We start from the raw sequence: 23,435 nt of genomic DNA on the forward strand, positions 1-23,435 counted from the left end.
TGCCGATCACGGTGTCTGGTCGCTATAGCCAAACCTTCGAAATTGGACTTTCCTTGAACGGTGAGATTCAGCGCGGATCACCTCGCCCGGATGCTGCTCGGGTCCGGTGCGCGCAGCGGCCCACTGCACCGCCGGCTGAGTGAGGGGCTCCGCGAACTCATCGACCTCGGGGAGATCCCACCCGACGCGCTGCTGCCCTCCGAACGCGCGCTCGCCGTCGCGTTGGCGGTCAGCCGCACCACCGTCGTCGCGGCGTACCAGACCCTCCACCACGAGGGGAAGCTGGTGCGCCGACAGGGCAGTGGCACGCGGGTGAGCAGTTCCGGACGTCCGGCGCAACGCGAGACGGTCTCGGCCAGTGCCCTGCGCGGTGACCACGCCGGCGCGCAGTTCCTCAACGGGCCCGTTCCGACGTTGGTCCCGACGCTGGACTTCTCCACCGCCGCGCTGCCGTGCCTGCGCCTGGTGCCCGAGGTGGCGGCGACGCTGACGATGAGCGAGTACGCCGAGTTGGGCACGTCGTACCACGGCTACCAGCCGCGCGGGCTCCCCGCGCTGCGGGAGTCGATCGCGGCGACCTACACCCGCGGCGGCGTACCCACGACCCCCGACCAGATTCTCGTCACCAGTGGTGCGCAACAGGCCCTCGAACTCATCACTCACGGTTGCCTCCAGCCCGGCGACAGCGTCGTCGCCGAGGCACCCACCTACCGTGGCGCACTGGAGGCGTTCAGCCTGGCCAACTGCCGGATCCGGTCGGTCCCCTGCGACGACAACGGCATGGACGTCGACCGGCTGGACGAGCTGGTGCGGGAGCGGCTGCCGCGGCTGATCTACGTCCAGTCCACGGTGCAGAACCCGACCGGCGCGGTCCTGGCCTACGGCCGGCGGTGCCGGCTGGCCCGTCTCGCCGAGCGGCGCCAGGTCGTGGTGGTCGACGACACGGCGCTCGCCGGCACGCTGATCGAGGGGTCGCCGCCGATTCCGCTGGCCGGGCTGACCAAGACCGAGCGGCTGCTGACGATCGGGTCGATGAGCAAGCTGTTCTGGGGTGGGCTTCGGCTGGGCTGGATCCGCGGTGCGCCCGAGGTCATCTCCCGGCTCGCCCGGATGAAGGGCATCACCGACCTCGGCACGTCCCTGGTGAGCCAGCTGATCGCCGTGCACCTGCTGGACCGGGTGGAGGAGGCGCAGGCGATCCGGCGGCAGGAGCTGGCCGGAGGGCTCGCCGACCTCACCGCGCTGTTGTCGGAGTACCTGCCGGACTGGACCTGGCGTACTCCGCGTGGGGGTGCCTCGCTGTGGGTGCGGATCCCCACCGACTCGGTCACCAACTTCGCCCATGTGGCGCTGCGGTTCGGGGTGGCGATCCTGCCAGGCACGGCGTTCTCCCCCGGCGGCGTCGCCGACGACCACACCCGGCTGCCGTACGCGGTGCCGCGGAGCGCACTGGTCGCCGGCGTCCAGCGGCTCGCGCGGGCGTGGGAGGTCTACGCCGAGGGCCACCGCGACGTACCCGTCGTCGCGGTGACGACGTAGCCGCAGGACGGGAGGCTCGGGTCGGGCCTCAGAAGAGAGCTGCCCGTACTTCCTCTCCGGCCAGTTGTGGGGAGCGCGGCTCCCAGTCGATGGCGACGAGCGTGCGCCCGTCGGCGTCGATGTCGAGCGCGCGTTCCTGGGCTGTCTGCGCCCATCTGTGCCGGGCGGCGACCGTACGCCAGGTCCGGCGTTCGGCCCCGTTGACGGCGAAAAGCATGCGTGCGGTGAGCGCGTCTCCGTAGGGGGACGGGATGTCTACCCACTCCCCCCGCCACGGCAGCTCCAGTCCCGGGACCGGCCCGGGAGCCGTCTGGAGGTACTGCCGTTCGATCTCGCTGGTGACCCGGTCCAACAGAACCGCTCGCGGGTTGGTCTCCTCGGTCGAGACAGCGTCGCGGTCCGAAGGGGACGGTGGTGCGTCACCGGGACCGGCCGGGTGTGCGGACAGAGCGGCCTTCACCTGCGTCCGCGCGCGGCCGGACAACGCGGCTGGTGCCGGTGGCGGGAAGCTGAAGAAGTCCACCGTCGTACCGGTCGGCTGCACCCAGGTCCATCCCATGCAGACCTGGTCGGCGCGCTGGGAACGCGACCAGGTGAGAAGTTCGGTCAGGCGTCGGCGCTGGATCGCTGTCGTGAGGGTGTTCTTCGGAGCCGGCGCGTCTCGCCCACGGGCCTCACCGGCCACGACCACTCCGGGAAAGGCGAACCGCAGGTCGGGTCGGATCCCTCTGCCCCCGCCCGCGTAGAGCTGCTGCAGGTCTGAGGGCAGCGCGTCGAAGTGTGCGACGTGCCCCGCTCGTCCGTGGGCCCGCTCGACCGCGGCCGTCAACGTGCCCAGAGCCACGACCTCGGTGGTGAACCTTCGGATGTGGGGTGAGCACTCGGCGAAGGCGCTGTTCCTGGTCACCGGAGCCCCGACGCGGTCGCGGTCGAAGAGGGTCATGGCCAGAGCGAGTTCGCGGGTGACCAGACGCATGAGCTTGGGTCCGCGGTACCGGACGGCGAGCGCGTTGTGTCGGATGGTCGCCGCGAGCGAGACCTCCAGCGGTTGGTCACATCGCAGCGTGATGTCTTCTGGCCGGATCGAACGCGCCCTGTCCCGCGGCGTGACGTCGAAGTGTCGGAAGCGAACCAGTCCCATGGCCACCCCCAAGAGGCACAACCGTTCACACCAGGATCTCCCACGGGTGAGGCACAAGGGCCCTTTTTGATCAAGAACGTCCGGACCGAGCCGCGCGGCCGGTGTCGGGCGCGGCCCGCGACGACTTTCCTGCTCGTGTCATCGACGTGGGCCGCCCGCACGTGTATCAGATGATGACGACGATGCGAGGTGGCCGGGACGAGGAGCGGGAAGCCGCCTATACCGCGGCCTTCCAGGAGCTCTTTCCCCGTGCCGTACGCCTGGCGGCGCGGATTCTTGGTGACCGTTCGGCGGCGGAGGACGTGGCCGCGGAGGCGATGACCCGGGCCTACTCCGCCTGGGACCGGATCGGCTCCGCGCCCGCATACCGGACGGGCTGGACGTTGCGGGTGGCCACGAACCTCGCCATCGACGTCGTACGCCGACGCGAGCGGGTCTTGGACCTGTCCGGGGGCTCGGAGGATCTGGCCGGCGGCCCGTTCGGCGTGGACGGGCCTGGGGGGCGGGGCTCGAGCGTCGTCCCCGACATCTCCGAGGAGCTGGTGCTGCGGGTCGCCCTGGTCGCCGGGTTGCGGGAGCTGCCGCGCCGGCAGCGGGAGGCGGTCGCGCTGCGGTACCTGGCCGGGCTGAGCCAGGCGGAGGTCGCGGAGTCGCTCGGGGTGAGCCCGGGCACGGTCGCGCGGCACGTCCACCGAGGTCTGGCGGCGCTGCGCGGCCGGTTCGAGGAGCTCGCGCCGCGTGGGTCGGAATGGCTGGATGTCACTGAACTTCTCACCGGAAAGGACAGGCCGATGAAGATCGAGATGTTGCGGGACGCTGTTCCGCTGCGGGGAAGCGACACGCTGGTCACCGCGCACGTGACGGGTGTCATGCCGGGCGGGTGGGGCTGGATCGTCGACATCGGCGTTCCCGCCGTCCTGCGGCGCGGGGACCGGGAACGCGAAGGCGGGGACGACCCGACCATCCTGATCGGTCAGGAGGTGGAGTGCCTGGTCGCCGAGGTGGACCTGGAACGGGAACGGGTGCTGGTCACGGCACCCGGTGACGGGGAGGACGAGGAGTCCCTGCGCCGCCGGGAGGTCATCGGCCGGCTGCGTCCGGGCGAGGTGCGTTCGGGGCACGTGCACGCGCTGGTGCCCTTCGGCGCGTTCGTGGACATCGGCGGTGCGTACGGCCTGGTCCACGTCCGCGACCTCGGCGCCTCGGTGGGGCATCCCGGTGAGGTGCTGACGGTGGGGCAGCCGCTGCGGGTCGAGGTGGTCGAGGCGAACGCCGAGACGCAGCAGGTCTCGCTCCGCCCGCGTTAGGACTCGACCTGGATCGGACGAAGGTCGAGCTTCAGCGGACCAACCAGGTCAGCATCGCTGTCACCAGGAACACGACGATCGCCGCGAGCCAGACGAGGAGGGGTGCCGGTCGCCGGGACCTGGCCGGCACCCACGCCCCTCCCCCACGTGACAGGAGGGCATCCGCGAACGCCTGCGCCGTCGGTGGTCGTTGCGCGGGATCCACGGACAGCGCGGCACGAAGGAGGGTGTCGATGCCGATGGGAACAGCCAGGTCCCTGGGGATCCTCGGCAGCGAGGCCGTCGACGCCGGCGCCGTCGTGATGGTCGCGCGACCTGCCGAACCGAAGGGCTTGTGGCCGGTCAGCAGCTCGAAGGCCACGACACCGAGGGCGTACACGTCGGCTCGACCATCGAACCCGCCGCGCTGGAAGGCCTGTTCGGGTGCCATGTAGGCGGGAGTGCCCGTCGTCACGGTCAGCCCCGACGCGTCCGCGAGTTGTTTCGCGCTGCCGAGGTCCGCGACGAGGACGGCGGTGGCGGCACGCTGGCCGAGAAGATCGGGCACTGCCGGCCCGCGGAGGCGCTCCACCTGGCAGCCGAAGCCGGCTACGCCGTCCAGGTGCTTCATGACACCGGCGTCATCCACCGCGACATCAAGCCGTCCAACCTCCTCCTCGACGCCGGCCGCACGCCGACGTCGTGGACTTTGACGACCCGGGGGCTGTCGATCCTGCGGAGCAGTCTCGCCTCCGCGAGAAACCGTTCTCGTACATCAGCGTTCGACGCCCAGTTGTCCGCCAGCACCTTGACCGCGACGTTCGTGTCGAGTTCGGGATCGTATGCTCTCCAGACGGTGGCGAACGACCCGGCTCCCAGCCTGTCCTCGAGGAGGTAACGACCCAGCTTCTGCATGGCGGGCACCATTGTGCCGGAGGTGCGGGGCGACAGGCTCCGGCGCGGCACGGCCAGGCCGGAGTCGGGTCAGGGGAGAACAGGAGGCGGCAGGGTGCCCAACGACGACGAGCTCGCAGACCTCGTGGCCTCCGCCAGGCCGGTGACCAGGCGTCCCTGGACCGTCTCCTTGCCAGGCTCCAACCCACGGTCATGCGCCGCTGCTCCAGGTTCCTTCCGCATCACGCCGACGCCGAAGAGGCCGCACAGGACGCGCTGCTGTCCATCAGCACACATCTGCACGAGTACGCCGGACGAGGTTCGTTCCTCGGATGGGTGACAGTGATCGCCTCGAACGCCGCCCGGTCCACCTACCGCTCGATCGGCGCGGCCCTCACCCAGCTCTGACCTATATCCCGCAGCCGAGGTGAGCCGGCTCACACCGATCACGTCGAAATTGCCACCCAACAATTCTGCCGAGTCCCGCATCTCCCCAGGTGTACGAAGACGCACACCGCGTCGTGACCACACCGCGTCGTGACCACACAGGGGATGAGATGTTCAGCAATCAAGCAGCCAGCAAGAAGTTCCTGCGTCGCGGTCGTACCGCGGGCGTAGCAGCCACCGTCGGCGCCTCGGCCGCTCTGATCGCGATTGGCTTCGGCGGATTCGCCGCCGCCAACGCGGACACGGGTTCTGCGAGCCTGACGGCATCCGCGTCCTCGCCGAGTGGGCCCCTCACCGCCACTCCCGCGCGAGCCGGTCTCGGCTCCGGGAACCTGCTCCAGAAGGACGACTTCTACCAGACGGGCCTGGGCCCGGTCAGCGCGACCGTGGGGACGACCGGGACCCAGGCTCTCTCCGCGTGCTCTGGTGAGGAGACGATGCGGGATCTGACCAAAGGGAAGGCCAGCGCCTACGCCGAGGAGATCTGGACCTTCGACACCAGCGACTTCTTGCTGATCGAATCCATCGCGGAGAGTGCTGACAACGCCGCGGCAGCCTCGTACGAGAAGAAGCTCAACAATCTGGTGCGCGGCTGCCAGCATGAGCCGGCCGGCCACTGGTACTACGGCAAGGGACACTCGCTCACCGTCAGGGGTGGCACAGGTACGTGGTACCCGAGCTTCAGTGGCGACGGCGAGGCTGCCGGTGGCGTCGCGGTGATCCGTAGCGGTCACAGGTTCGGCATCGTCGAACTCTCCGGCCAGCCCACCGACGACCCCAGCTACATGCAAGGCATCGCGGCCGCGTCGATCAACCGGATGGCCGGTTGATCCTGCCGAACAGCACCGCACGTCCCGCGTTGTCCCACAAATCCTCGCGGGCGTGCGACCTGCTCGGCTGATCTTTGACCTGGGGGTGTTTCGACGTGTGCCGGCACGGGGCGGCACACGTCGAAACACCCCCTGAGCACCATGATCCCGATTCGCGAGGTTCATCACCCGCCCCGCGAGGTCGTCACGTTGGAATCGGCGGTGATCCGCATGCGCCGCCTGCCAGGGTGCCTTGCGTTCGGATGGGTCGCGAGCAACTATGGAAACTATGGAAACCCAGATAGTTTCTCCAGTTTCCATGAGGCGCCAGGAGTTGATCGTCGAGGCGGCCAGCCGGCTGTTCCTATCGCCGGGTCCCGGGCGGGTGAGTATGGACGATCTCGCCCGTGAGCTGGGGATGAGCAAGAAGACGATTTACCGCCACTTCCCCGACAAGCACAGCCTGCTGACCGCGGTGGTGGACCGGCAGTTCGCGGCGATAGAACGCACGCTGATCACGGCAGCCGAGAACCCGGAGGACACGCCGTTCAGCGAGCAGGTGCAGCGGTTCCTGCTCGCGGCGTTCAGCGCGCTCGGGCGGATCGGCGCGGCTCAACTCGCCCTGGGGCGCGGCGACGCGGTGCTGCGCCAACGCGTGGAACAGCGCATCGACGCGGTTGTCTACCAGCGGCTCGACGAGCTGTTCCGGAACGGGCACCGGCGCGGGCTGCTGTCGGCGCCGCCCGAACTGTTGGGCGAGATCACCCGCGGCGCGCTGGAGCGGCTGCTGAACTCGCAGGTGCCGCGCGAGCTCAACTACACCGTGGCCGATCTGCTCCGCGCGACCGTCGACACGGTGCTCTACGGCGCGATCCGCCCCGACAGCGACAAGGAGGCAGGCTCGTGACTGACGCAACAGCCACCATGGATGTCTATGAGGCGGTCACGAGCCGACGGGCGGTGCGCAGATTCACCGACCGGGAGGTCCCGAGGGAGGTGCTGGAGCGCGTGCTGTCGGCCGCGGCGTGGTCGCCATCCGGATCGAACCTCCAGCCGTGGCATGCCTACGTGCTGACCGGCGAGCCCCTAGCCGAGCTCAAGAAGCTCACCGGCGAGCGTGCGGCCGACGGCGACCCCTGGGACGAGCCGGAGTTCCAGATGTACCCGCCGGACCTGAAATCTCCCTACCGCGAACGCCGCTCCGACTTCGGCGAGAAACGCTACGGCGCGCTCGGTATCTCGCGCGAGGACTGGGACGCGCGCCGCAGGGCCGCCACCGATAACTGGGAGTGTTTCGGAGCGCCCGCCGCCCTGTTCTGCTACATCGACCGCGACATGGGCCCGCCCCAGTGGTCTGACGTTGGAATGTATCTGCAGACCGTGATGCTGCTGCTCCGCGCCGAAGGGCTGCACAGTTGCGCGCAGATGGCATGGTCGGTGTATCGCAGGACCGTCGCGGAAGTCCTGTCCCCGCCGAGCGGGCTCATCCTCTACTGCGGCATGTCGATCGGGTACGAGGACGTCACGGCCGCCTACGCCCGTACCGGCCGTGCGCCACTCCATGAGACGGTCACGTTCCTCGAGAGTTAGTCGGGGCAGCCGTCGGGGTGGGTGACCCGCAGCAGCGCTCGCTCCTTGCTCTCCGGCCGTGTCAGCACGAGGAACCGGTTGGCGCGCAGACCCGTGACCACGATGTCGGCGACCCTCGCCGGGTCAAGGGCTCTGCCCCCTGGACCGAGCAGACGCCGGTCGCCCTCGCCGGGTCCGCCGATCCGAGGCGTCTCGACAACGCGGCGCAGGAAGGTGAGGCGATCTCCGGGGCCGTGGTAGAGGACGCCGAGGATGTGCCAGCGTTCACGTCCGCCGTGCTGGGCCTTCCCACCCTCGACCGGCGCCGCGACTCCGCCGTTCGCACAGAACAGGTCGATCGCGCCGTGCCGAGCCTCGATCTGCCTGATCACTCGCGCGGCCTCAGCCTCACTGGTCAGGTCTGCGACGATCGCCGAACCACCCACCCGGTCGGCGACGGCCCGAGCCGCCGCGCCATCTCGGTCGACCACGGCGATACGACTCGGGCGTTCCCGGGCGAACCGCGCCACCAGGGCCTGGCCCGCGCCGGCGCCTCCATCCGTCACCACGATCACCCGATTCGCGAGCTCCATCGCACCTCCTCCCGAGGTTGCCGACTTCTGGTACAGATGTCCGAAGTCCTTCCGCGCCGCCGAGTTCGGACCAGTCCCGGCTGGGTTGTGGCGACCTGAGCGGTCGGGCGGAGCGTGCTCGGGCACCGGTGGGCCGGTGGCATCGCTCCGACGTGACGGGGCTCTTACCGTAGGAACTCCAGCCAGATGGAGGTTCCAGCGAACGTGACCGAGAACACAGCCGACCGAGCGCTCGCCATCGGCGAGGTGGCGCGGCTGACCGGTGTACCCGTTCGCACCATTCGCTTCTATTGCGAGGAAGGAGTCCTCGAGTACCGACGCAGTACGGGCGGGCACCGCAAGTTCGACCCCGCCGCCGTCGAGCGGCTCAGCCTTCTGCGGCGGCTACGAGGCCTCGGCCTGAGCCTGCCCGCCGTCACCGATGTCCTCACCGGCCGGCGCTCGGTCGCCGACGCGGTCGCCGCCGAACGCGCTTTGGTCGATGTCGAACTGGCCGCACTGTCCTGGCGCCGCGCCTCGCTCCGCGCGGTCGAGGACGCCAACCCGGCCGAGCGGTCCGCACACCTCGACCTCCTCGCCGTGGTCCAGGACGGTCACGCCGTCTACGAAGCCCTCATGACCTGGCACCGACACCTCGTGGGTCCGCTCCCGCGCGAGATGGGCGAAGCACTCGCCGCCGTGATCGTGCCCGCCCCACCAGCCGACCCGACCCCGGCGCAGGTGGTCGCGTACGCCGAAATGGCCAGCCTGATATCGGATCGGTCCCTGGCCCGCCAGATTCGCACCGCGCCGCTGAACAAGGACCTGGTGGCCGAGGAGCGCGCGGCGCTTCTGGTCCGCGTCAGGGAAGCGTGCGACCTTGCCGCACCACTGCTGCTCGCTGGCCGCCAGCCCCGGCTCGGCCGTGCGGTCGACCATTTCGTGGAGGCGTACGCCGACGCTCGGCGCGTCCCGGACTCGCCGGTCTTTCGGCGGGACCTGGTGATCGGATCCGCCGCGTTTCGCCAGCCACGTGTTCGCCGTTACTGGGACCTCGTGACCGAGGTGAGCGGTGATCGAGCGCCCATCGGCGCGGCCCACGCGTGGTTGCTCGATGCGCTCGAAGGGGCGGTCGGATCCAGCCCCTCAGGCCTACGTCGTTCCGTCGGCTCGGTGTGAAGCGACTCGGGCTGGCTCCAGGAGTCCGCGCAGGACCCGTTCGAGGATGTCGGCGAACCGGTCCTCGCCCGTGCCGGCCGCGTCCAGGTTGAGCGCGGCGATGTGGGGATGGGTGCCGGCCTCGACGACGTGGGCGAGGTAGCGGTTGACGCCGGCGACGTGCGCGGTCTGTTCTGCGCGGGCGAAGGAGACGACGACGAGGGTCAGCACCGCGAACGCCTCGAGCTTGGTCTGGTCGTCGGCCGGGTGCTCGGCCAGGACGGACAGGACCCACTCGAGCACCTCGACGCCGGCCGGACCGAGGACGGGGCGGGTGGCGACAAGCTCGGTGAGCCAGGGGTGGCGGCGGTGGACCTCCCGCGCCCGCAGGCCGAGTTGGACGAGGTCGGCCAGCGGGTCCCCGGTCGGTGCGGGCAGCTCGTAGTCGGCGGCCGCGGAGTCGCCCATGAGGTCGAGCAGGTCGTCGCGTGAGGTGACGTAGCGATACAGCGAGCCGGCGCCGGTGCCGAGTTCGGCGGCGACCCGGCGCATGGAGACCGCGTCGAGGCCGTCCCGATCGGCCAGCGCGAGCGCGGCGGCGGTGATCTCCGCCCGGCTTCGTTGTGCGGGACGCCCGACGCCTCCACCTTCGGGCCGGAGCCAGATCACCTCGTCGCTCGCCATCGACCTGCCGCGCCTCACTTCCGGAGCTCGTTTGCGAACAGCGTACCCAAAGGGTAGGTTCGCGTACGACGTTCGCGAACGGCGTACGCATTAGCCGAAGAAGCCTCCATGACCGCCACGGCTGACCTCGCACCCACCCTGTCCGACGAACCAGCCCTCCTCGACTGGCTCGCCGCCATGCGACGCGACCACCCCGTGTGGCGCGACCGCTGGAAGATCTGGCACGTGTTCGGCCACGCCGACGTCCAGACCGTGCTGCGGGACACGACCACCTACTCCTCCGACGTCAACCGCGCGATCGAGGGTGCGCCGCCGGCGCGCGGAGTCATCACCCACATCGACCCGCCCGACCACCGCGCGCTGCGCGGCGTGGTCAGCGCCGCGTTCACCCCACGGACCGTCGCGGACCTGGAACCCCGCATCCGCGTCCTCGTCCGCGACCTGCTGGATGCGGCCGGGCAGCGCTTCGACCTCGTCGACGCGCTCGCCTTCCCGCTCCCGGTCACCGTCATCGCCGAACTCCTCGGCCTCCCGGCGAGCGACCACGGCAGGTTCCGTGACTGGGCCGAGACGCTGTTCTCCGTCTCGATCGAGGACCCCACCGACCCCGGCATCGTCACCAAGATGGCCGCCGTGGTGCAGCCGATGACCAGCTACCTCGGCCAACGCGTGCGGGAACGCCGAGCCGAGCCACGCGAGGATCTGATCTCGGCGCTGGTCACCGCCTCGGTGGAGGGCCGCGCCCTCGACGACGAGGAGGCCGCGAACTTCTCGATGGCGCTCCTGCTCGCCGGGCACATCACGACGACCGTCCTGCTGGGCGCGATCGTCCGTACGCTCGACGAGCACCCGCACCACTGGGCCGCCCTGGCCGCCGACCCCGGCCTGGTGCCGGCCGTCGTGGAGGAGGTTCTGCGCTACCGGCCGCCGTTCTCCCAGCTGCAGCGCATCACCACGGCAGCGGTCGAACTCGGCGGCATCACCATCCCGGCCGGAGCGATGGTCAACTGCTGGTTGCTCTCGGCCAACCGCGACCCACGCGCCCACGACGAGCCGGACGTGTTCGATCCGGGTCGCGGTGTCCGTGGGGCGGCGCAGCTCTCCTTCGGCCACGGCATCCACTTCTGCCTGGGCGCTCCCCTCGCCCGGCTGGAGGCACGCGTCACACTCGAGGAGATCCTCGCGCGTGGGCAGCGGCTGGAGGTGGAGTACGACGAGACGGCGGCGAACGGTGGCCTGCTCCCCTTCGAACAGATCGTGCTCGGCACCCGCCGGTTGCCCGTCCGGGTGGTACCGATGGGGGTCTGAGCGGGCCCTGGTGATGTTCGTTGGTTCGCCATGTCGACGAGCCAACGGTGGCATCGCTTCAGATGTCGCCCCCGAAGGCCTCCATAGCGGTGTACAGCGCCTCCAGCCGCGCGCCGTAGCGCTCCTGGAGCTTGTGGCGCACGGGTTTCCTCACGTCCGTCGCCAGACCGTTCTGGGGCGTGAACGGCTCGGTCTCAAGCAGGAATGCCTGGGGGATTTCGTACGCGTGGAGGTCGGCTTCCGCTGCGAGTCGCCAGATGGACCAGGCGATCCGCGGCCTGAGCACCGCCGGATCTCCACCGACCGACTCGACCGCCTCCTGGGCGGGAACGACGACGGCAAGAAGGTAGGACTGATCGCTGGTGCCGTAGACGAAGATCTGCTGGATCACCTCTGACGTCGAGAACAGGCCCTCCAGTCGCGACGGAGCAACGGACTCGCCCCGCGAGAGTTTCACAACGTTCTTGACACGGTCGACGTAAACCAGTTCGTCCGGAGCGATCTCGGCAATGACGTCGCCGGTGTGGAAGTAGCCGTCCTCGTCGAACACCTCGGCGGTGGCATCGGGCCGGTTGTAGTAGCCGGGCACCACGGACTCGGATCTGAGCAGGAGTTCGCCCCGCGGGTGGGGGAGATCGATGCGAGAGTAGCCCAGGTCCGGCAGATCAAGGAGCTTGTAATCGAGCACGGGCGGCCGAATCGGTCGGTGGTCGATCATGAAACCACCGCCCTCTGACGAGCCGTAGGCGTCGTGCAGCGGGAGGTCGAGGACGGACTCCATGAACTCCACCATCCTGGCCGGCAGCGGCGCCGCCCCGAACGCCGCCCACACGATGCGGCCGCCGAGGAAACGTTCGCGCATCTCGGCCCGCACGGCGGACTCCAGTGCGACCCGGTCGTCGACGTGGGCCGACAGACGGCGTAACTCGTTCTGGAACTGCTGGTAAACCAGGTCACATATGCGCGGCACCACCATCAACTCGGTGGGTCGCACGAGCGCGATGTCCTCCAACAGGGTGGACAGGTCACTCTGTCCGACGAAGTTGACGGTGCCACCCTTCATCAGGGCCCCGAAAAGGAGTGCGCGGCCCATGCCGTGGCACAGCGGTGTGCAGCTGAGCTGGATGAATGCGTGGCCCTCGACCCTCGGAAAATACCCGTGCATCATCCACATGGTCACCCGGTCGGTGAACATCACCCCTTTGGGCCTGCCGGTACTTCCGGAGGTGTAGAGAAGGCATGACAGCCGGTCTGGGTTCGCCGCCGGCAGCGGCGGTGGTTCCAGTGCCCGACTCGCTCGAGGACCTCGGCGAGAGTGACGAGCTCGATGTCACGGCCGGACTCACTTATCGTGAGGCGGGCCGCGTCCAGCCGCTCCCGGTGGTCGTCGACCTCCGGGTGGTGGTCGAACACGAGCACGCGTCGTACTGTGGCGCTACCCACGGCCAGGTCGACGACGTTGTGCAACAACTCCGTGGACGACGCGATGAGACGGGGGCCCGCCTCCTCGACGACCGGTCGCATGTTGGCGACGGACGCGCTGGTCTGCAACGGCAGGGCGGTGGCGCCCAACCGCGTACACGCGATATCCACTGTCAGGAGGTCTACGCTGTTGGTGCCGAGTAGGGCGACAACATCACCGTCGCCTATCGCGCACTGCTCGCAATGATGGAACTCCGCCGCGACCGCGTCCGTACGAGCACCGAACTCCTGATAACTGACCGTCTCGAAACGGGGCAGCAGGCGGCGTGAAGTACGCCCCCTTGAGTCGGTGACCGCGATCGCGGCGCGCTCGCCCAGTGCGGGGCGGTCAGCGTATCCCTCGATCGCCGTCCTGATGGTCGTCGCGACGCTCAACCCCGGCCGCGCGAGCGCCGCTGTGACCACCGGGTCCGGCTGGGCATCGAGAATCTGCTGGTCACGCTCACACAGAACGGCAAGAGCGCGCCGCTCCCGCTCGTCAGAACTGATATCCATGAAACAAGCATTTCCGATGTAACGAGCTCCTACGGCAAGTGGACGCCAGTGATGTGCTGTTGGACAACGACTCGGCGCTCGGCTGTGCCGTATTGCTGAGGTCGCATTGACTTTTATTCCTTCACACAGGAGAGACCACGGGCAGGGCCGAGCACCAGGGATAGTCCAATGGGTGGACGTTCCTCGCTGGCTGCACAGTATGAGTTCCTGTGTGGAAGCACGGGGCCGTGCACATTTCAAGGCTGCGATGTCGTTGAGGAACTGATCGCAGCGCAAAAAGCATCGTTGTCCGCGCGTTGACGGACTCGACCGCCCCTCATTGCTTGGCGGGGGGACGAGCTGACGCGCATACGGTCTTGCCGATCTTCGTTCGCGTCCCGCCCTGCCACTTGGCTGAGCAACGCCTGCGATGATGCTCGTGAGACAGGGGCAGCGATCAGGAAGGGTTGGGCCGGTTTGAGGATTCTCGTCGCGGGTGGTTCTGGCGTCCTGGGTACACGGGTGGTGAACCGGCTCGTTCGCGCGGGGCACGAGGTGTGCGCAACGACCCGGCGCGCCGACCGGGAACCCCTGGTCACGGCGTCCGGGGCCAAACCCGTCGTGATGGACGCGCTGGTCGCGGACGACGTCACCCGCGCGGTCGAGGTGTCCGCACCGGACGTGATCATTCACGAGCTGACCGACCTCGCGAGCCTGGACTTCGCCGGCAACGCCCGGCTCCGCGTCGAGGGGACCGCCAACCTCGCGGCCGCCGCGGCCGCGCACGGCGTGGAGCACCTGGTCGCGCAGAGCATCGCCTGGGTGTACGAACCAGGTGAGGGGCCAGCCGAAGAGACGGCCCCGTTGGCCCGCACCGCGGACGGCGCCGCGGCGTTCCCCTCCGTCGAGGCGCTGGAGGAAGCGGTACTCGGCCTGCGGAACGGGGTGGTCCTGCGATACGGCCTGCTGTACGGGCCGGACACCTGGTACGCCCCCGACGGAGACGCCTACCGCCGCGCCGCCGAAGGTGAGGTCGTCGCCACCACGGCGTGGACGAGCTTCGTCCACGTGGACGATGCCGCCGAAGCAACGGTGGACGCGCTCACCTGGCCGGCCGGCGTCGTCAACGTCGTCGACGACGCACCCGCCCACGTGGAGGAGTGGGGACCGCGACTCGTCGCATTCGCGGGCGGCTCGGTCCGATCGATCTCGGCGCGCGCGGAAGGGCGGACGGCGAGCAACGCCCGGGCGAGGTCGCTGGGCTGGACGCCGCGCCACCCGTCCTGGCGTGACTCCTGGCTCGAGGAGTTCGGCGCCTGATGCGGCCACGACCTTCTCCGCAGAAAATGTCGCTGGGTTGTGTCATCGAAGCGAGGAGGACCACCGTGTAGGTGGTGATGTCCTTCCACGATGCCTTCACCCCGTTGCTGTCACGCAGCAGGCGGCTCGCGTATCGGCTGCTGGGCGACGACGATGCTGCCCGTGACGTCGCGTGCGAGGCGCTGGCACGGCTGCTCGAACACTGGGACAGTCTCGGCCACGATCTCGATCACTGCACGGCCTGGACCCTGCGGGTAACTCGCAACCTGGCGGTCGACGTTCTGCGGAGGCGTGCGCGGGAGCGCGAACTGTCAGAGCCGGTCCTACACGTCGCCGACACCGGCTCGGAGTTACTCCTTCGCATGGCCATCCTCGACGCGGTACGCGGCCTCCCCGAACGCCAGCGACGGGTCATCGCGCTGCGGTACCTGCTCGACCAGAGCCAGGCCGATGTCGCTCGCGCGTTGGGCGTGACCCCCGGGACCGTGGCGACGCATGCCAGCAGAGCTCTGAGCAGTCTGCGGGCGGCGTTGGAGAAGTCCGGCATCAGGCCCTACCCGCCGAGGGAACGAACGGAGCGAAGTGCTGTGAAAGTCACCTCCATGGAACAGGTCGTTGGGCTCATCGGCACCGATCAGCCCGTCACCGCCCACATCACCGGACGCCAGGCACCGTTGGTCTTCATCGCCGACATCGGCGTACCCGCCGTCTACCGGCCGCGGGGGCAACGCCCACCACGCTGGGGAGAGAAGTCGCCGGACACCCTCATCGGAGCGGAGTTCGACTGTGTCGTGCTCGATGTGGACGACGAGTACCACCCGGTCATCACCGACGCACTGACCGGCGAGGCCGCCGAACGGTTCAACCGGCGTCAGGAGGAGGTGTCCGAGCTGCGAGTCGGCCAGCGTTTCACCGGCCGTGTCGCGCAGGTCCTCCGCTTCGGAGCCCTCGTGGACTTCGCGAACCTGCGTGGTCTCATCCACGTCTCCGATCTCGACCCGGCCGTCCCACTCACGTCCGGCCAGGCCGTTCAAGTCGAGGTCAGCCGGATCGACCCGAGACTCGCCCGCGTCAACTTACGCATCGCGCAGTGATCGCCGGAGGATCCAGAAGGGTGCGAGATCGGCCGCCACACGGGGGCAGAGAGCGTGGCGGCCGATCCGCGTCCAGGGGGCGACCGGCGTCGACAGTGCGGGGTCAGCCCAGGTATCGGGGGTTCAGGCGGACAGGAGGCTGCGGAACTCCGCGGTGTCGATCACGTACGCGCTCCGTGCGAAGACCTTGTTGACAAGGACGTCGTGGACCTCGGGGTCGGAGTCGGCGACACCGTCGGAGAGCACGAACAACCGGTAGTCCTTGTCGGCCGCGTCGGTCAGGGTCGACAGGACCACGCCGCTGGTCGCGACGCCGGACAGGACCAGCGTGTCGATACCGCGCTCCCGCAGCTGCTGGTCCAGGTCGGTGGTGGACATTCCGCCGATCCGCACCTTGCGGACGACGATGTCGCCGGACTGCGGTGTCAACTTCTCGTGGACAGCGCTCACGGCGTCGTCGCTCTGCAGCACTCTTGCCTTGCCCAGCTGGGAGAAGGCCTTGTTCGTCTCGGGAATCGCCGCGTAGTCGGCGTCCTCGAAGGCCACCCGGACGTAGCCGATCGTTCCACCCTTGGCCCGTACGGCGGCGATCGTGTCGGCCGTGCGGTCCAGGAGGGCGTCGGCGTCGGGGAGGGATCCGACGATCGCGGGCTGGAAGTCCATCACGAGCAGGGCCGTGCGCTGAGCATCGATGCTCGGAAGGGACGTGCTGGTCACGTTGCTTCTCCTTGCGGTTGGTTGAGCTCCGTGGGCCGGCGGTCGTCGCCGACCGTGGAGCGGAGGGGGTTTCGCAGCGCCCGGTCGGTGAGGACCATCACCAGGACGACGACGCTGACGGCGATGAGGACGAGGGCGATGCTGTGCAACCCCCTGTCGGTGACGTTGTCCTTGAAGACGATGCCGGTCAGCGTCGAGGACGCGATGGAGCCGACGTAGCCGAACGTGCGGAACAGCCCGGACGCGGTGCCGACCCGGGTGATCGGGACCTGGGTGTAGAGGGCGGTCTGGTTACCGATGGACGTCGTACCGACGGTGATCCCGAAGACCAGCGTGACCGCCACGATCGCGATGACCGGCGCGTCCACCCCGAGGAACAGCATCCCGGCCGACCCCGCCATGAAGGACAGCGCTGAGACGATGAGCGCCTCGCGGACGAGGTTTCGGCGGGCGATGGGCCGGGTCACGAGGACGGCGAGGGCACTCATCGGCAGCACCAGCAGGCCCGCCTGCTCCGCGGAGACTCCCCGCCCGGCCTCCAGCCACTGCGTGACGCCGTACATCACGGTGTAGACGCCGAGCTGGGTCAGCCCCTGGCGCAGGTAGGTGCGGGTCAGTGCGAGGTTGGAGGCGAGGAGCCGTACGTCGAGGAAGGGCGCGGCTGCCCGCAACTCCCAGTTGACGAGGGCCACGGCCAGAACGACCGCGACGACCAGCGCCACCCAGTTCACGTCCGGAAGTGAGAGCAGGAAGACGAGCAGGGCGGCCATCGCGCCGCCGAAGCCGAGGATCCCGGCGACGTCGATGCGGGTGACGATGTCTCGGAGGCCGCGATGGTGGACGGCACCGTCACGGGGAATCCAGGCCAGCGTCATCGCGAGGGTCACGAGGGTGACAGGAATGTTGATCAGGAACGTCGCACGCCAGCCGGCCGTCCCGACCAGGATCCCGCCGATCGGTAGTCCGAGCGCGAGTGTCGCCTGTCCGGCGATTGACAGCGCGCCGAGGACGCTGCCGGGCGGTGCCTGCAGGTGGGCCGCGGCGGCGCGGCGCCGGATCATCAGCATGGCGGTCGGGTAGCCGGCCGAGGTGCCGATGCCGATCAGGACGCGGGACACCACCAGGGTGGGGATGTTCTGGCTCAGCGAGCCGAGGACGCCACCGATGAGGACGAGGGTGGCGCCGGTCAGGAAGGTTCTGCGGGGGCCGAACTCCTCCGCGATCTTTCCGGCCGTTGGTTGGGCGATGGCGCTGGCCAGGTAGAGGGAGACCAGGAGGACGGCGGTACGGCCGACCGAGACGTGGAACGACAGTGCGATCGGGGCCAGCGCGGTCGCGATCAGGGAACTGTTGATCGGGTTGAGGGCGGAGCCCATGAGTAGCGGTGCGGTGAATCTCCACGAGAACGGGTGGGCTCCCGCTTGCCCCGTCTCGGCTTCTTGGGCGTTCAGAGGTTCTCCCCTCGTTCGGAGTCCAGGTCCGCCGCCGCCAGGCGTTCCAGAAGCTGGATCGTCTTGTCGAGGTTGTCGCGCTCCTCCGGGCCGACCAGCGCGTCGATCGCCCGCGTCAACCATGCCTTGCGGGACGCCTCGAGGGTGCGGAGCAGTTCGCCGCCGGAGGGTTTGGCGGAGATCAGGGTCTTGCGGCCGTCGTTGGGGTCACGTTCGGTCTGGACGAGACCGGCGTCCTTGAGCGCCGTGACGTTCTGCGCGATCGACTGGGGGGTGACGTGCTCCACACCGGCCAGGTAGGCGGCGGTCACCGGTCCCTCGTTGAGGATCCGGCGCAGCACGGCGAGTTGGGAGATCGAGAGTCCGGTCCTGGTGGTGCCGGCCTCCACCCGTAGCCGCGACCGCAGCCGGGTGATCGCCACACTCAGTCTCTGTGCCGTCTCGGCGGTGGGCGGCGAGCCTTGGGGTTCGTCCATGTCGCCGTCACGCTACCACTTAGCCAAGCTACTTGTTCAAGTTACTTGTCTATGTTCGTCTGGCTCTGGGGAGTGACGCGCGGCGAGCCGACTGGCTGCCGGGAGGAGTTTCGAAGTAGTTTCAAAGTCATGCGTACGCCGGACGTGGTGACTCTGTCGGAGCTGATCAACCATCCCAAGGACACCGTGGCCCGACTGCTGGCCTCGCGCCGCCGCGCTCTGCGGCTGACCCGGCGGGACGACGAGGACCTGCTGCTCACCACCGCGGCCCGGGCCGAACAGGACGCCGAGGTGGTCGCGGCGGCGACCAGGATGCTCGCGGCGCCCTCCGCGACCCGGGGGTCCGGGCCCAGCCGCTCCCGAATCTCGTCCGTGCCGCCTTCCCGTGGGTCGACCTCCTGTCGGGCGAGGAGGTGGAGGAGTTCGTCAGCGCGCTCGCCGCGGCATTCGAGGTGGCGCTGGACCTCGAGTCCTCCGCGCCCGTCGTCGCGGTCCTCGACCAGTGGAAGGACGCGGCGGCGGCACACGCGGACCCCGAGATCGCCACCCAACTCCTCACCCAGCGCACCGGCGACGTCGGCGCCGCCGCACCCATGCCGCGGGTCGTCACCATGCGGCTGCGGACGTACAAGGACACCACGCAGATGGCAAGGCACCTGCGATCCCGCGCGGCCGTCATCATGGACGTCTCCGGCATGGACGGCGCCGAGGCCACCCGGGCGCTCAACTTCGCGTCCGGCATGGTGTTCGGGCTGCGCGGCAGGATCGAGCAGGTCACCGACACCGTCTTCCTGCTGACTCCCGAGGGCACCACGGTCGAAGGTGCCCTGTCGGACCCGGCAGCGACCGGAGGGGGCCGGGACTCCGCCCGCCGGTGAAGTAGGCCGACCTACTGCCTCCGGTCGGATGCCCCACCTGGCTCGGCCGCCTGCCCCGCGGCGTCCATCATGGCGCTCAACTTCGCGATCAGGGATCCGACCTGTGTGGCGGCCGCCTGCTGGTGCCTCATCATTCGGGTGGGGTCCCACGCCGCGGCCGAACGGGAACGGGCGGTCTCGCGGCTGAGCTGGACCAGCTGCGCCTGGGCGGCGTTGACGGCGACCACCACCGCGGCGGCCAGGTCTTGCGAGGGCAGCCGGAGTGCCCTGGGCGCGATGTCCACACTGACCACCCGACCGTCGGTTCCGATGGTCGCGCGTACGTGGCCTTCGGGGTCGGCCCCCTGGACGGTCGTCGACTCCTCCTCCGCTCCGGCCCCGTCGGCCTGACGCCACTCGGCCAGGGCGTCGTGGGCGACGTCGAGCACACCGGCGAAGTCGCGCGGGGTGATGTGAGGATGGTCGGGCATCGAGTGACCTCCAGTGGGTTCAGCCGAGCAGGGCCTCGATGACCTGGCTCAGGGCGAGGTTGATGGCCAGACCTGCCAGCTTCTTGGCCACGGGGATCCACAGCAGCGAGACTCCGAGCGTCGCGACCGACGCGGCGATCGCCTCGATGATCTGGATGATCAGCAGCGCCACCTGGACGATGACCGCGATCTTCAACGCCAGGACGAGGCCCGCCGCTATGTAGAGGCCCGGACCGACCAGGGTCGTTCCCTGGCTGGCGTCCTTCAGCACCTCCGCGCCGTGGTCGCGGTCGGCCCACTGCAGGTTGAAGCTGTCGATGTCGGCCCCGGCGTTCGTGCTCGACACCGCCTGGACGGGCTCGTTGGTGCGACCGTGGGTGCTCGCGGCCTCGCCGCCGAAGTCGACCCAGGCGGAGCCGAGGTCGAACATCTTCATCTCGTCGGACTTCGGCCAGATGTAGCCGAGCTCGTTGAGGAGGTCCGCCGCCCAGCCGGGCAGCATCAGCGGCGAGCCGGCCATCAGACCTCCACTCCGGCCTGGTCGACGCTGGTCCCGATGTCGGACAGCAGCGTCACGTGGGTTTCTTCGGCCTGGTCGTTGCTGTCGCCGACGTACTTCAGTTTCTCGCCGAACGCGACCAGGTCGTCCGACGCGCTGGTCAACGAGCCGTCGGCGAGGGCGTAGATCGCGCCGTAGGCCGCTCCGATCAGTCCACCGACAAGGTCGTCGCCGAAGATGTCACCCATGCCCTCGGACTTCTGCTTGAGCCTGGCCCACGCGGTATGGCTGTCGTCCCCGATCCGCATGAGGTTCTTGCCGTGGTCCCGCAGCCCCGCCGAGTCGTACTTCCTCTGATCGGACATGGCTGTCACTCACCTCCAGCCTGTCGAGCGATCTGTCTCATGGCGTCGTCGAACCTCTCGGCGAGCATCACCGCCCGCTCGGCCAGCTCGTCCTGCACCCGGGTCAGGTCGTCGGCGACCGTCAGCGGATCGACGTCAACTCCACCGGTCTCCTGGGCGGCGTTGGTACGCAGATCGTCCAGAGCCGCGTTGATCGCCTCGGTGAGTTGCTGCCCGAGCAGCTCCGTCCCGCCGCGCAGTGCTCGGGGGTCGAGCTCGATCGATGCGAGGGTGCCTCCGACCTGCACGGTCGCGACGACGCGTCCGTCGGCGGCCTGACCGATGCCGTGGAGGCGCTGGGCAGGGTCGTCGGCGACGTCTTCCTCGGCCGCCCCGGCCGCGGTCGGCTCTCCCGCGAGCAGGCCGTCGAGGGTCGTTCTCGCGGCCTCGAAGCCCTCGTTGAACTCGGTCGTGTCCGTCAGCTCAACATCGTCATCGTCCAGGGGGCGGCTCATCGACTCATCCTTCCGACGAGCGGCTACATTCCGTCCGAGTCCCAGACCAACCTGAAGTCGAGGCCGGTCAGACCGAGCGCTCGCAGGTCGTCGACCACGGGCTCGGTGTAGAAGAGGGGTCCGAGCTGTTCCTGTGGAATCTTGAACACGGACCGCTCGGGGATCATCTCCGGCCGGAAGCCGTGCTTCTCGATCGCCATGATCCGTCCGCTGCTGGGGAACCGCACGATCTGCGACCGGCTCTCGTCCAGGGCGTCGATCAGCTCGAGGCCGTTGAAGCACGTCACCGCCGCGTCGGCGCAGGTCAGTGGAAGGAACTCACCGAACGGCGCCAGCACGGGACCGGCAAGGTCGATCGCGCGGTCACGGAGCACCAGGGCCCAACTTCCGAGCCAGGGAAAGTCCGCACGCTGCAGCGGCGCGCCCGTGTCGTCGTCCTCACTGAAGATTCGGACCTCGACCGGGGACCAGTCCGCCGTCCTGGAGGTGGCGTCGAGTTCGCCCACCAGCTCCAGATCGTCCTCATCCACGGTCGAGATGAACTCGTATTCGCCGACCGGGTACAACTGGAGGATTCGCACGCCGGATCTCCGTCTCTGCCTAGGGCGGCCAGATGCCCTTGTCGAGTTCGCCGCGAACGTAGTCTAGGACATCGAGGACTTCCTTCTCGTTCTTGCAGTTCTTCAACAGGTTGTAAAGCGCGTCGTAGTACGCGCGCCTGTGTGTCGCCTGGTGCGGCGACTTTCCGTGCGGGTTCGGGTACCGAGTCGCGTCCCGCCCGTGCGGGAGCCAGCTTCCGTTGATCGGCTCGTCGACGTGGATGCCGAACTTCTTCAGGATGGCTCGCGCGGCCTTGGCGGAGGCGTAGTTGGAACCCTTCGGCACCAGGTGTGCCGCGTCGTCGGTGGCCTTGCCGGCGACCCTGGTGGGATGCCGTCCGGCGACTCTCAGGTTGTGACCGAGGTTCCTCGACGAGGGCTTCTTCGCCAGGCGCAGGAGTTTTGCGGCCGCACGAGTGATCTTCGCTCGCCTCGCCGCCTCCAGCAGGGCCTTCCTAGGCACCGCCACCATCACCCGTACCCCCAGGCCACCGGAGTCCCCGTCAATTCCGAGTCGATCTTTGGGATGAGGGTTGAGTATTACACTCCGGGCCGGAAGTGATCCACGACTCTTGTCGAATGCTTGGACAAGTCTTGAACGAATCATCCGCGCACGGACTGCCGGCGGGACGGAGAAGGGGAGCCTCGCGGTGCTTTACGGGTGAGGACGACACGGCCGTGCGATCGCGGCGCACCCGCGGTCCGACCACATCAGGTTGACCTATCGGCCGGTGGTCGAACCACGGCCTGGCTGGCCTCCTCCTGCGATCGGGCCGAAGCCAGGATCTGCTGCCGGGATGGTTCCCCGACGACGCTCGCGCGGTGCGCTCGGATGAGACCGGTTTACGTCGGGCACCTGACGCAGCAGCCCTGCCATGGCGAACGCGAGAAGCGCGAGCGCCAACCAGACGAGGGCGACCGCACCGACGAGAGCTTGCATCAGTTCCTCCCCCGGACGCGAACGCGACGGTTGTGCAGGTCGTGGATGCCACCGCCAACCGGCTGCTCCATCCAACGCCCCTGCCGTGCGACACCGTGGCGTGCCATCCGCCGACCACCCGAGGATTCCCTTTCTCAGCAGGGGCTAAGAGGGCTGTGCCCGGGTTCGGGAATGAACGGTCCGCCTCGCCTCGTACCACGCCTCACCGACGGGTTCGGCCGCCATGTTCCAGCTCCAGGAGATGGTCGGGGTGATCCGCATGTAGAGGCCCGGCCCGACGAGTCCGACCCGCTCGATCGGCGGCTCGGCGTCACCGTAAACCCGCACGCAGCGGGTGATGAACGGGTCGAAGGACACCGTGTCGTCGATGACCAGCGCCACTTTGCGATGTCCGGCTTCGACATTGCGGAACTTACGGGTGCGGGCGACCGAAGGGCCGCTGCCACCGACCCAGAAGTAGGTGCCGTCGAACTCGAACGCCAGCGGGACGACGTCTGGTTGCTCACCGTCCGGGGACAGGGTGGCGACGCGGGCGATCGGCTGGGACCGCATGTAGGCGATCTCCTCGTCGGTGAACGACATGAACGCACCTTCCTCTCAGTCGCGAGCTGGGTCCGTCCGCACGGAGGGGCGGCGACCCGATCGGCTCCACCCTCTACACGAACAGCGCACCTCCAGATCGACACCACACCGAACGGGTCGAGAGGCGAGCGAGCCAGAGCCCGGTGTGGTCCTGTTCCGGCCGGTGCGGGTTGCGGGTCTACGGTTG

The 23,435-nt window shown here is 68.9% G+C and carries 28 protein-coding genes; 11 read left to right on the plus strand and 17 right to left on the minus strand.

What is annotated here, in order from left to right:
- The first annotated feature begins 60 nt into the window (after positions 1 to 60).
- Complete coding sequence (locus tag HEB94_RS00200) at positions 61 to 1,539, plus strand: aminotransferase class I/II-fold pyridoxal phosphate-dependent enzyme (RefSeq protein WP_192748076.1); 1,479 nt, start codon at positions 61 to 63, stop codon at positions 1,537 to 1,539.
- A gap of 28 nt (positions 1,540 to 1,567) precedes the next feature.
- On the opposite strand, the gene HEB94_RS00205 is transcribed toward HEB94_RS00200, so the two are convergent.
- Positions 1,568 to 2,680 carry a hypothetical protein gene (locus HEB94_RS00205; protein ID WP_192748077.1) on the minus strand — a complete coding sequence of 371 codons (1,113 nt, stop codon included), beginning with the start codon at positions 2,678 to 2,680 and terminating at the stop codon, positions 1,568 to 1,570.
- A 182-nt stretch (positions 2,681 to 2,862) separates the two neighbouring features.
- Here HEB94_RS00205 and HEB94_RS00210 point away from each other — a divergent pair, with 182 nt between their 5' ends.
- Positions 2,863 to 3,987 carry a sigma-70 family RNA polymerase sigma factor gene (locus tag HEB94_RS00210; RefSeq protein ID WP_192748078.1) on the plus strand — a complete coding sequence of 375 codons (1,125 nt, stop codon included), beginning with the start codon at positions 2,863 to 2,865 and terminating at the stop codon, positions 3,985 to 3,987.
- 31 nt (positions 3,988 to 4,018) lie between these two features.
- Here HEB94_RS00210 and HEB94_RS00215 read toward each other — a convergent pair whose 3' ends face one another.
- A complete protein-coding gene (locus tag HEB94_RS00215; protein WP_337917404.1) occupies positions 4,019 to 4,615 on the minus strand; it encodes a protein kinase domain-containing protein in 597 nt (198 codons plus the stop codon).
- Positions 4,594 to 4,881, minus strand: a complete 288-nt coding sequence (locus HEB94_RS00220) for a protein kinase (RefSeq protein WP_192748079.1) — start codon at positions 4,879 to 4,881, stop codon at positions 4,594 to 4,596. Before HEB94_RS00220 ends, HEB94_RS00215 begins: the two co-directional genes overlap by 22 nt.
- A 192-nt stretch (positions 4,882 to 5,073) precedes the next feature.
- Here HEB94_RS00220 and HEB94_RS00225 point away from each other — a divergent pair, with 192 nt between their 5' ends.
- The 4 genes from HEB94_RS00225 (at position 5,074) to HEB94_RS00240 (ending at position 7,706) form a co-directional block, all read left to right on the plus strand.
- Positions 5,074 to 5,268, plus strand: coding sequence for a sigma factor (locus HEB94_RS00225; protein ID WP_192748080.1), 195 nt, complete (start codon positions 5,074 to 5,076; stop codon positions 5,266 to 5,268).
- Positions 5,269 to 5,417: 149 nt separating this feature from the next.
- Positions 5,418 to 6,137, plus strand: coding sequence for a hypothetical protein (locus HEB94_RS00230; RefSeq protein WP_192748081.1), 720 nt, complete (start codon positions 5,418 to 5,420; stop codon positions 6,135 to 6,137).
- A 268-nt stretch (positions 6,138 to 6,405) separates the two neighbouring features.
- Complete coding sequence (locus tag HEB94_RS00235) at positions 6,406 to 7,023, plus strand: TetR/AcrR family transcriptional regulator (RefSeq protein ID WP_192748082.1); 618 nt, start codon at positions 6,406 to 6,408, stop codon at positions 7,021 to 7,023.
- Complete coding sequence (locus HEB94_RS00240; RefSeq protein WP_337917406.1) at positions 7,020 to 7,706, plus strand: nitroreductase; 687 nt, start codon at positions 7,020 to 7,022, stop codon at positions 7,704 to 7,706. Before HEB94_RS00235 ends, HEB94_RS00240 begins: the two co-directional genes overlap by 4 nt.
- On the opposite strand, the gene HEB94_RS00245 is transcribed toward HEB94_RS00240, so the two are convergent.
- The gene (locus HEB94_RS00245) at positions 7,703 to 8,278 is read right to left on the minus strand and encodes an SDR family NAD(P)-dependent oxidoreductase (protein WP_192748083.1); all 576 of its coding nucleotides are present in this window, start codon (positions 8,276 to 8,278) and stop codon (positions 7,703 to 7,705) included. The genes HEB94_RS00240 and HEB94_RS00245 overlap by 4 nt on opposite strands.
- A gap of 204 nt (positions 8,279 to 8,482) precedes the next feature.
- Between HEB94_RS00245 and HEB94_RS00250 the strand changes: the two genes are divergently transcribed.
- Positions 8,483 to 9,436: a MerR family transcriptional regulator gene (locus HEB94_RS00250; RefSeq protein WP_202896020.1), complete on the plus strand. Its 954-nt coding sequence runs from the start codon at positions 8,483 to 8,485 to the stop codon at positions 9,434 to 9,436.
- Here HEB94_RS00250 and HEB94_RS00255 read toward each other — a convergent pair.
- Positions 9,410 to 10,099 (minus strand): TetR/AcrR family transcriptional regulator, encoded by a 690-nt coding sequence (locus HEB94_RS00255; RefSeq protein WP_192748085.1) that lies wholly within the window; start codon positions 10,097 to 10,099, stop codon positions 9,410 to 9,412. The genes HEB94_RS00250 and HEB94_RS00255 overlap by 27 nt on opposite strands.
- Before the next feature lie 108 nt (positions 10,100 to 10,207).
- Here HEB94_RS00255 and HEB94_RS00260 point away from each other — a divergent pair, with 108 nt between their 5' ends.
- Positions 10,208 to 11,407, plus strand: coding sequence for a cytochrome P450 (locus HEB94_RS00260; RefSeq protein ID WP_192748086.1), 1,200 nt, complete (start codon positions 10,208 to 10,210; stop codon positions 11,405 to 11,407).
- A 58-nt stretch (positions 11,408 to 11,465) separates the two neighbouring features.
- Here HEB94_RS00260 and HEB94_RS52045 read toward each other — a convergent pair whose 3' ends face one another.
- Both HEB94_RS52045 and HEB94_RS52050 read right to left on the minus strand, forming a co-directional pair.
- Positions 11,466 to 12,692 (minus strand): AMP-binding protein, encoded by a 1,227-nt coding sequence (locus HEB94_RS52045; protein WP_192756154.1) that lies wholly within the window; start codon positions 12,690 to 12,692, stop codon positions 11,466 to 11,468.
- On the minus strand, positions 12,602 to 13,384 hold the full coding sequence (locus tag HEB94_RS52050; protein ID WP_192748087.1) for an AMP-binding protein: 783 nt from the start codon (positions 13,382 to 13,384) through the stop codon (positions 12,602 to 12,604). The genes HEB94_RS52045 and HEB94_RS52050 overlap by 91 nt, the downstream gene beginning before the upstream one ends.
- A gap of 456 nt (positions 13,385 to 13,840) precedes the next feature.
- Here HEB94_RS52050 and HEB94_RS00275 point away from each other — a divergent pair, with 456 nt between their 5' ends.
- Together HEB94_RS00275 and HEB94_RS00280 are read left to right on the plus strand one after the other, a co-directional pair.
- On the plus strand, positions 13,841 to 14,683 hold the full coding sequence (locus tag HEB94_RS00275) for an NAD-dependent epimerase/dehydratase family protein (protein ID WP_192748088.1): 843 nt from the start codon (positions 13,841 to 13,843) through the stop codon (positions 14,681 to 14,683).
- Positions 14,684 to 14,760: 77 nt separating this feature from the next.
- The gene (locus HEB94_RS00280; RefSeq protein ID WP_238361834.1) at positions 14,761 to 15,777 is read left to right on the plus strand and encodes a sigma-70 family RNA polymerase sigma factor; all 1,017 of its coding nucleotides are present in this window, start codon (positions 14,761 to 14,763) and stop codon (positions 15,775 to 15,777) included.
- A 123-nt stretch (positions 15,778 to 15,900) separates the two neighbouring features.
- Here the strand turns inward: HEB94_RS00280 and HEB94_RS00285 are convergent, their stop codons facing one another.
- The 3 genes from HEB94_RS00285 to HEB94_RS00295 form a co-directional block, all read right to left on the minus strand.
- Positions 15,901 to 16,494 carry an isochorismatase family protein gene (locus HEB94_RS00285; RefSeq protein ID WP_192748090.1) on the minus strand — a complete coding sequence of 198 codons (594 nt, stop codon included), beginning with the start codon at positions 16,492 to 16,494 and terminating at the stop codon, positions 15,901 to 15,903.
- The gene (locus HEB94_RS00290; RefSeq protein ID WP_192757176.1) at positions 16,491 to 17,870 is read right to left on the minus strand and encodes an MFS transporter; all 1,380 of its coding nucleotides are present in this window, start codon (positions 17,868 to 17,870) and stop codon (positions 16,491 to 16,493) included. Before HEB94_RS00290 ends, HEB94_RS00285 begins: the two co-directional genes overlap by 4 nt.
- A gap of 71 nt (positions 17,871 to 17,941) precedes the next feature.
- Positions 17,942 to 18,421 carry a MarR family winged helix-turn-helix transcriptional regulator gene (locus HEB94_RS00295; protein ID WP_192748091.1) on the minus strand — a complete coding sequence of 160 codons (480 nt, stop codon included), beginning with the start codon at positions 18,419 to 18,421 and terminating at the stop codon, positions 17,942 to 17,944.
- Between the two features lie 413 nt (positions 18,422 to 18,834).
- On the opposite strand from HEB94_RS00295, the gene HEB94_RS53215 reads away from it, so the two are divergent.
- The gene (locus tag HEB94_RS53215) at positions 18,835 to 19,299 is read left to right on the plus strand and encodes a cell division protein SepF (RefSeq protein ID WP_192748092.1); all 465 of its coding nucleotides are present in this window, start codon (positions 18,835 to 18,837) and stop codon (positions 19,297 to 19,299) included.
- An 11-nt stretch (positions 19,300 to 19,310) separates the two neighbouring features.
- On the opposite strand, the gene HEB94_RS00305 is transcribed toward HEB94_RS53215, so the two are convergent.
- The 7 genes from HEB94_RS00305 to HEB94_RS00335 form a co-directional block, all read right to left on the minus strand.
- On the minus strand, positions 19,311 to 19,769 hold the full coding sequence (locus HEB94_RS00305; RefSeq protein WP_192748093.1) for a YbaB/EbfC family nucleoid-associated protein: 459 nt from the start codon (positions 19,767 to 19,769) through the stop codon (positions 19,311 to 19,313).
- A gap of 19 nt (positions 19,770 to 19,788) precedes the next feature.
- Complete coding sequence (locus tag HEB94_RS00310; protein ID WP_192748094.1) at positions 19,789 to 20,289, minus strand: WXG100-like domain-containing protein; 501 nt, start codon at positions 20,287 to 20,289, stop codon at positions 19,789 to 19,791.
- The gene (locus HEB94_RS00315; RefSeq protein WP_192748095.1) at positions 20,289 to 20,633 is read right to left on the minus strand and encodes a hypothetical protein; all 345 of its coding nucleotides are present in this window, start codon (positions 20,631 to 20,633) and stop codon (positions 20,289 to 20,291) included. The genes HEB94_RS00310 and HEB94_RS00315 overlap by 1 nt, the downstream gene beginning before the upstream one ends.
- A gap of 5 nt (positions 20,634 to 20,638) precedes the next feature.
- A complete protein-coding gene (locus HEB94_RS00320; protein WP_192748096.1) occupies positions 20,639 to 21,127 on the minus strand; it encodes a YbaB/EbfC family nucleoid-associated protein in 489 nt (162 codons plus the stop codon).
- A 23-nt stretch (positions 21,128 to 21,150) separates the two neighbouring features.
- The gene (locus HEB94_RS00325) at positions 21,151 to 21,708 is read right to left on the minus strand and encodes a hypothetical protein (RefSeq protein ID WP_192748097.1); all 558 of its coding nucleotides are present in this window, start codon (positions 21,706 to 21,708) and stop codon (positions 21,151 to 21,153) included.
- A 19-nt stretch (positions 21,709 to 21,727) separates the two neighbouring features.
- On the minus strand, positions 21,728 to 22,189 hold the full coding sequence (locus HEB94_RS00330; RefSeq protein ID WP_192748098.1) for an AHH domain-containing protein: 462 nt from the start codon (positions 22,187 to 22,189) through the stop codon (positions 21,728 to 21,730).
- Positions 22,190 to 22,810: 621 nt separating this feature from the next.
- Positions 22,811 to 23,248, minus strand: a complete 438-nt coding sequence (locus HEB94_RS00335; protein WP_192748099.1) for a PPOX class F420-dependent oxidoreductase — start codon at positions 23,246 to 23,248, stop codon at positions 22,811 to 22,813.
- Positions 23,249 to 23,435 lie beyond the last annotated feature (187 nt).

The sequence above is a fragment of the Actinopolymorpha pittospori genome, from assembly GCF_014873875.1.
Taxonomy (GTDB): domain Bacteria; phylum Actinomycetota; class Actinomycetes; order Propionibacteriales; family Actinopolymorphaceae; genus Actinopolymorpha; species Actinopolymorpha pittospori.

Excerpts from the sequence above, each read along its gene's own strand:
- HEB94_RS00290 (WP_192757176.1), bottom strand. The coding sequence starts at position 17,870 with ATGGGCTCCGCCCTCAACCCGATCAACAGTTCCCTGATCGCGACCGCG.
- HEB94_RS00225 (WP_192748080.1), top strand. The coding sequence starts at position 5,074 with ATGCGCCGCTGCTCCAGGTTCCTTCCGCATCACGCCGACGCCGAAGAG.
- HEB94_RS00295 (WP_192748091.1), bottom strand. The coding sequence starts at position 18,421 with ATGGACGAACCCCAAGGCTCGCCGCCCACCGCCGAGACGGCACAGAGA.
- HEB94_RS00210 (WP_192748078.1), top strand. The coding sequence starts at position 2,863 with ATGCGAGGTGGCCGGGACGAGGAGCGGGAAGCCGCCTATACCGCGGCC.
- HEB94_RS52050 (WP_192748087.1), bottom strand. The coding sequence starts at position 13,384 with ATGGATATCAGTTCTGACGAGCGGGAGCGGCGCGCTCTTGCCGTTCTG.
- HEB94_RS00320 (WP_192748096.1), bottom strand. The coding sequence starts at position 21,127 with ATGAGCCGCCCCCTGGACGATGACGATGTTGAGCTGACGGACACGACC.
- HEB94_RS00305 (WP_192748093.1), bottom strand. The coding sequence starts at position 19,769 with ATGCCCGACCATCCTCACATCACCCCGCGCGACTTCGCCGGTGTGCTC.
- HEB94_RS00315 (WP_192748095.1), bottom strand. The coding sequence starts at position 20,633 with ATGTCCGATCAGAGGAAGTACGACTCGGCGGGGCTGCGGGACCACGGC.
- HEB94_RS00245 (WP_192748083.1), bottom strand. The coding sequence starts at position 8,278 with ATGGAGCTCGCGAATCGGGTGATCGTGGTGACGGATGGAGGCGCCGGC.
- HEB94_RS00310 (WP_192748094.1), bottom strand. The coding sequence starts at position 20,289 with ATGGCCGGCTCGCCGCTGATGCTGCCCGGCTGGGCGGCGGACCTCCTC.
- HEB94_RS00260 (WP_192748086.1), top strand. The coding sequence starts at position 10,208 with ATGACCGCCACGGCTGACCTCGCACCCACCCTGTCCGACGAACCAGCC.
- HEB94_RS00205 (WP_192748077.1), bottom strand. The coding sequence starts at position 2,680 with ATGGGACTGGTTCGCTTCCGACACTTCGACGTCACGCCGCGGGACAGG.
- HEB94_RS00335 (WP_192748099.1), bottom strand. The coding sequence starts at position 23,248 with ATGTCGTTCACCGACGAGGAGATCGCCTACATGCGGTCCCAGCCGATC.
- HEB94_RS00220 (WP_192748079.1), bottom strand. The coding sequence starts at position 4,881 with ATGCAGAAGCTGGGTCGTTACCTCCTCGAGGACAGGCTGGGAGCCGGG.
- HEB94_RS00230 (WP_192748081.1), top strand. The coding sequence starts at position 5,418 with ATGTTCAGCAATCAAGCAGCCAGCAAGAAGTTCCTGCGTCGCGGTCGT.
- HEB94_RS00255 (WP_192748085.1), bottom strand. The coding sequence starts at position 10,099 with ATGGCGAGCGACGAGGTGATCTGGCTCCGGCCCGAAGGTGGAGGCGTC.
- HEB94_RS00235 (WP_192748082.1), top strand. The coding sequence starts at position 6,406 with ATGGAAACCCAGATAGTTTCTCCAGTTTCCATGAGGCGCCAGGAGTTG.
- HEB94_RS00280 (WP_238361834.1), top strand. The coding sequence starts at position 14,761 with ATGTCCTTCCACGATGCCTTCACCCCGTTGCTGTCACGCAGCAGGCGG.